Source organism: Collinsella sp. AF11-11, from assembly GCF_003465485.1.
GTDB lineage: Bacteria > Actinomycetota > Coriobacteriia > Coriobacteriales > Coriobacteriaceae > Collinsella.
The window spans coordinates 1-1274 of the sequence record NZ_QSAS01000042.1 but is presented as its reverse complement, the minus strand read 5'-3'; the positions used below and the strand labels follow the sequence as shown (position 1 = coordinate 1274).

Genomic DNA, 1274 nt, shown 5'->3' with positions numbered 1-1274 from the left:
GGCCCGAAAGAAAGGTAGGAGGCCATGACGAAAGGTCTGCACGTGCCTTCCGAGATCGGCAAGCTCAGGAAGGTCTGCCTGCACCGTCCCGGCGACGAGCTCCTCAACCTGCCGCCCGACGAGCTCGAGCGACTCCTGTTCGACGACGTCCCGTTCCTGGAGGTCGCGCAGCAGGAGCACGACACCTTCGCCCAGATCCTGAGGGACCAGGGCGTGGAGGTGCTCTACCTCGAGAACCTCGTCGCAGAGGTGTTCGACCAGGTCCCCGGCGCCCGCGCCGAGTTCACCGACCAGTACATCGCCGAGGCGGGCATCCGCGGCCAGCACATGCCGCAGATCGTCCGCGAGAAGCTGGACTCCATCGAGGACAACCTCGAGTTCGTCAAGAAGACCATGGCCGGCATGACCAAGGCCGAGATCGACATGCCCCTCACGGCGTCCACGACCCTCGACTCCCTGGTCAACTCCGAGTCCGAGTCCGACCTGATCATCGACCCGATGCCCAACCTCTACTTCACCCGCGACCCGTTCGCGGTCGTCGGCGAGGGCGTCAACCTCAACCGCATGTACTCGGTCACCCGCAACCGCGAGACCCTGTACGGCAAGTACGTCTTCAAGTACCACCCCGACTACAAGGACGTCTCCCTGTACTTCCGCCGCGACTGCCAGTTCCACACCGAGGGCGGCGACGTGCTGAACATCAACGAGAAGACCCTCGCCGTCGGCATCTCCCAGCGCACCCAGGCGGCCGCCATCGACGTCATGGCCCAGAACATCTTCTGGAACTCCGACTCCAAGGTCGAGCGCATCCTGGCCTTCGACATCCCGGTCTCGCGCGCCTTCATGCACCTCGACACGGTCTTCACCCAGATCGACGTCGATAAGTTCACGATCCACCCCGCCATCATGGGCACCCTGCGCGTCTACGAGCTGACCGCCGGCAAGAACCCGGGCGACGTGAACATCCGCCTGATCGAGGACACCCTCGAGCACGTCCTGGAGGACGCCACCGGCGTCGACCAGGTCAAGCTGATCCCCTGCGGCGGCGGCGACCCGATCGCGGCCTCCCGCGAGCAGTGGAACGACGGCTCCAACACCCTGTGCGTCGAGCCCGGCAAGATCTGCGTCTACGCCCGCAACACCGTCACCAACGACGTGCTGTACAAGGAGGGCCTGGACCTTCTCGTCGTGCCCTCCGCCGAGCTCTCCCGCGGCCGCGGCGGCCCGCGCTGCATGAGCATGCCCTTCTGGCGCGAGGACCTCTAAGGTTTTCA

General features: G+C 65.3%; 1 protein-coding gene. It reads left to right on the top strand.

What is annotated here, in order from left to right; translation table 11 throughout:
- The first annotated feature begins 24 nt into the window (after positions 1-24).
- Entirely contained in the window at positions 25-1266 is a 1242-nt protein-coding gene (gene arcA / locus DWV58_RS09750; RefSeq protein ID WP_099431519.1) for an arginine deiminase, read from the top strand.
- Positions 1267-1274 lie beyond the last annotated feature (8 nt).